Here is a 4,356-nt window from a genome sequence, read left to right as displayed (position 1 = left end):
TACAACACGCGTCGGGTACAAAAACGACTTGGATATCTTAGTCCTATCGAATGGTTGAACCTCTACACCGAGAGGGTTGCGAAGGGTGTCGCTTAACTGAATGTCCGGAAATGTGTTGACAACCCATGCCAAGCACTCCAATGAAGACGTGATCGCGCCCTTCAGCGTCTGGGTGGAGAGATACGGGCACTTGATTGGCAACTTCGGCGGCGTGGATACCGACGTGCTCTGCCAGCGGAGCGAACAGGAGATTAAGGCCTATGTAAAAGAGGTTATTGCCCAGGCCAAGGGCCACGGTGGTTTCGCCCTTGGCTCAGGGAACTCGATTCCCAATTATGTGCCTGTCGCCGGGTATCTGGCGATGATCGAGGCGGCCAACGAAGTCCGCCTAAAAGGGTAGGCCCGTTAAAAGAGGACCGATGCGATGAAAAAGAATGCAAGCGGCGAACATAGTTGCTCATTGCTGCGGAACAGTTAAGAGATAGATCCCGAGGTTTCGACGGCGATCAGGCAGTGCGGATACGGCGCGTTGATGCCCTGGCCCGGGAGGCCCACGTTGTCGATGCTTGCTATGCCCAGAATCCAGCGTGGGGCCCCTCCCGGGCCGAGACCATGACCGGGATGTATTGCGACAACCAGATGCGTGGTGAATTGTCGATGGCAACGCCGCCATTGGCAAGGTGTACTTTGGGTGGGCGTGGCATAGGAAACAGAGTAAGGTCGATGAAGAGCGGGACTGTGGATATCATCGGTGGCAAGGCCGCGACTGGGGTGGTTTGTGACAGCTCGTATCCCCAGTATCTCGAAGCCTGCTGTCTAGAGAAGCGTAAGCAGGTAGATGTCTTCGGGATCGGGAAGTCCTTGTTCCCCCAAGATGACTACGTCGATCCCTCAATCGGGCGGCGCAGTGTCGGCCCTGGGACTAGCAGTCTAGGTTCCGCAGGAGAATCTGACAAGCATAGCCCCAGCCGGTTGGCTGACAGACCTGGTCAGCTCTGTGTGTTAACCTTAACACAATAAGCGGATCTGGGCGAGAAGGCCCACGGACGACGTCTATCAATGGGTGGGTGGCGGTGATGTTCCACGGACCCTGGTTCGGCAATACGACTGCCCGAGGCGATACCAACCGCCAGTACTCCCTAGCGGCCCCCCGGTAAATAAGCCGGGCGCACCCAGCAGCTGCGGCATGGGGTTTGCCCGGGGATCGCTGCAGGGGCAAAGGAGCCGGAGGGTTATGGGGGGTTCACCAAGTATTTCTTCGCAAAGGAAACCCGGATCGCCCGTGCCAAGATGCGGGGGACCGGGCCAATCTATCGGGAGGCGGCCGTCGCGCTAGTTTGGTGACTTGAGCAAGGTTGCTTTGGGTGGCGACGAGATTGGCGTGGCGGCGCATCTTTCCAGCCTGGCCGGGCTCACGGTTGGATCGTGCTTACGGCTGGGGACGATGAGAGCAAGTCGCTCACACCGTCCGGTGTTTGTCGATACCCAGGTGATTCTACAGGCCACGGAAAGCTACAAGTTGACCGGTGAGGGCCTGGTCGTTCGCAGGGGAGAGTAAGCAAAGATGCGGAACTTGCAAGACCTGCCCGGTTCACGGCCTGGCGGGCCTTGTACGCTTTGGCTTGCAATCCTAGGTCAAGGCGGAAGACAGTCCTGCAATTGGGATTGCGTGAAGATGGAGAACCTAGGTAACGCTGCCCATCGGCACGTCTGGGCAGCCTGCGGGCTCTCCCCATGTCGTTTTTCCTTCTTGCGCCGGCGTAAACCCTGTTGGGTGACAGATCCTGGCAGGCATGTGGTATAATGGAGCAAATTCCGTCTGCCCTTTGCTTTTGCCCTGAGCATCTAGGGCAAGTGTCGTGGACAAACAGATTTCAGAATGGGGTGAAGAGTGGGTCTTTTGCCCGCGAGTCTTATGTCGGACAAGCTGAATCTTCATACCATTGCCCGGGCGGTAGGCGTGTCCCATATGACCGTCTCCCGGGTCCTGAACAACGACAAAGGGGTGGCCCCCCAGACGGGAAAGCGCGTCCTGAAGATGGTCAAAGACCTTGGCTATGAGCCGAACCTTCTGGCCCGAGGATTGCGCAGCGGCTGCAGCTATCTGGTGGGGATCAATGTAAATAGCCTGATCAATCCTTACTACGGCTATTTGATCCATGCTCTACAGATGAAGCTGAACGCCAACAGATGGGTGCCCATTGTGCTGAACGACGATCTAAGTCCCGACAACCAGTTGGAGAACTTGCGGTCCTTCCGACGACTGACTGTGGATGGGATCATCGTGGTGAACCTCAGCTCCCGGCCGGCGGTGTTAGAGCTGCTGGAAGCGGTCCGGGAGCAGGGGAAGGCCGTTGTGGTGATTTCAGAAACGAAGGTGGACGCTCCCTTTACAACAGTGCTCCTCGACGTGGAGAGCGCCTATCGGGAGGCGACAGAGCATCTCATCGCCCTAGGACACCGGCGTATTGGTTTTCTTTCGCCCATGGCCCGGGAGGCCACTAAGCTTAGCGCCCGGTACCAGGGTTGGTGGAAAGCTTTGACCGAGGCCGGTATCGAACCTGCCGACGAACTAATCCAACATGTGCCCCGTCCCGAGGACTGCGGCCAGGCTTTGGACGGGTATTGGAGGTTGGCCGAACCGCCAACGGCGCTCCTGGCCCACAACGATATGTATGGCGCCTATGCCATCTATGCCCTGCAAGGGGCGGGAAAGCGGGTCCCTGACGACGTTTCGGTGTTCGGGTTTGAACACCTGCCGGGACAGGTGCCCGTTTCCCCGGCTTTGACTACAGCACGGATCCCCATTGCGGCCATCGGGCGGAGCGCAGCGGAGCTGTGTTTGGCGATGATGCGCGGTGAGGATATCCCCGAGGAGGTCCCCGTATTTCAAGCGGAACTCGTGTTCCGGGAAAGCACTGGACCGAAGCTAGCAGGGGCGTAACTTGGCTTGGAAAGGTCTTCAGGCTCTTTGGAAACCTTCGGCGGTGGTGGTCTGGGGTGTCAAAAGATCGGACAGTAATTCGAAAGAAATTCCAGTGTTTGGGGGTCCCTATTGGGCTTACAATAGAAATTGAGCAAAGGGGGGGCGGCCGATGACAAGAAGAGAACGGATGTTTACGACACTATCCCATAGGCAGCCGGACATGATACCGTGGCAGATCGGTTTCACCATAGAAGCCCATGCCAAGATGGTTGACTACCTAAAGGATCCCGCATTTACGGAGAAGATAGGGAACCATATCGCCAGCTTCGGTGCCGACCGGTTTGAAGAGGTGGGGCCGGACTTGTACCGAGACATCTTCGGCGTGGTCTGGGATCGGTCCCGGGACAAAAGCATCGGGGTCGTGAAGGAGTACCAGATCAAGGACGGGTCCCTGGGTACATACCGTTTTCCGGATCCGAAGACTATTCCCTTTCCCCTGCAACCCGGGGAATTTGCTCAGCGGGCGCCCGACTGCTTTCGCAGCTTTAACATTGGCTTTTCCATGTTCGAACGAGCTTGGACCCTGTATGGCATGGAAAACCTCTTGATGGACATGGTTTTGAACCCTTCTTTCGTGCACGAACTGCTCGATGCCATCCTGGAGTTCAACCTTGGCCTCATCGAGCGGGCTTTAGAATATGAGATCGATGCCATCTATTTTGGGGATGATTGGGGCCAGCAAAGGGGCCTGATCATGGGGATTGATTATTGGCGGAAATTCATCAAGCCCCGCATGGCGGCAATGTTTGCCAAGGCCAAAGGGGCAGGGAAATACGTGATCGTACATTCCTGCGGTGACGTTCAGGAGTTGTTCCCGGAGCTGATCGAGATTGGCCTCGATATCTTTAATACCTTCCAGCCGGAGATCATGGATGTAAAGGAAATGAAACGGCTCTATGGCCAGCACTTGACCTTCTTTGGCGGAATCAGCACCCAGCGGGCGCTACCCTTCCTGACGTCGAAGGAGATCAAAGAGCTGGTGGCCCAGATGATCGCAGACATCGGCAAAGACGGTGGCTACATCGTCTCACCCACCCACGGTATCACCGGGGATACCCCCGAGGAAAACATCCTGGCCTTGATCGAAGCGGTGCAGAACCAATAGGTCTGGGCTGGAATGTTCAGACGCTCCTTGTCCAGGTGGGTTGGTAGAAAGCCCACCTGTTTTTGTCTATGTCACCCTGAGGTTTTGACATAAGGTTTGTGGGGTTGGGACGGTTTTTCGTTGTCGCGAGAAAAAGTTTTGTGGCGTTGCAGGAGATCCAGAAAATTCCGCGAACTTATCAGATAATTGCAGTTTCGCGGAGGGTTGTGTTAATGGCACGTTCTACAGGACCTGATTCTGAGTTGGGACAAAAGAAGTTGGAAGC

Annotated in this window: 4 protein-coding genes; all 4 read left to right on the top strand. The window is 56.3% G+C overall.

Translation table 11 applies throughout. The features are described 5' to 3' along the window. The first annotated feature begins 100 nt into the window (after positions 1-100). The 4 genes from GXX57_04985 (at position 101) to GXX57_04970 (ending at position 4,091) form a co-directional block, all read left to right on the top strand. Entirely contained in the window at positions 101-400 is a 300-nt protein-coding gene (locus tag GXX57_04985; protein ID HHV44002.1) for a hypothetical protein, read from the top strand. A 53-nt stretch (positions 401-453) separates the two neighbouring features. Further along, positions 454-1,020 (top strand): hypothetical protein, encoded by a 567-nt coding sequence (locus tag GXX57_04980; protein HHV44001.1) that lies wholly within the window; start codon positions 454-456, stop codon positions 1,018-1,020. Between the two features lie 895 nt (positions 1,021-1,915). Then, positions 1,916-2,944 carry a LacI family transcriptional regulator gene (locus GXX57_04975; GenBank protein HHV44000.1) on the top strand — a complete coding sequence of 343 codons (1,029 nt, stop codon included), beginning with the start codon at positions 1,916-1,918 and terminating at the stop codon, positions 2,942-2,944. A 151-nt stretch (positions 2,945-3,095) separates the two neighbouring features. After that, positions 3,096-4,091 (top strand): uroporphyrinogen decarboxylase, encoded by a 996-nt coding sequence (locus GXX57_04970; GenBank protein HHV43999.1) that lies wholly within the window; start codon positions 3,096-3,098, stop codon positions 4,089-4,091. Positions 4,092-4,356: the final 265 nt, after the last annotated feature.

It is taken from the genome of Bacillota bacterium, assembly GCA_012839765.1.
GTDB lineage: Bacteria > Bacillota > Limnochordia > DUMW01 > DUMW01 > DUMW01.
The sequence above is the reverse complement of the archived record's forward strand: the minus strand, read 5'-3'. Positions and strand labels throughout refer to the sequence as shown.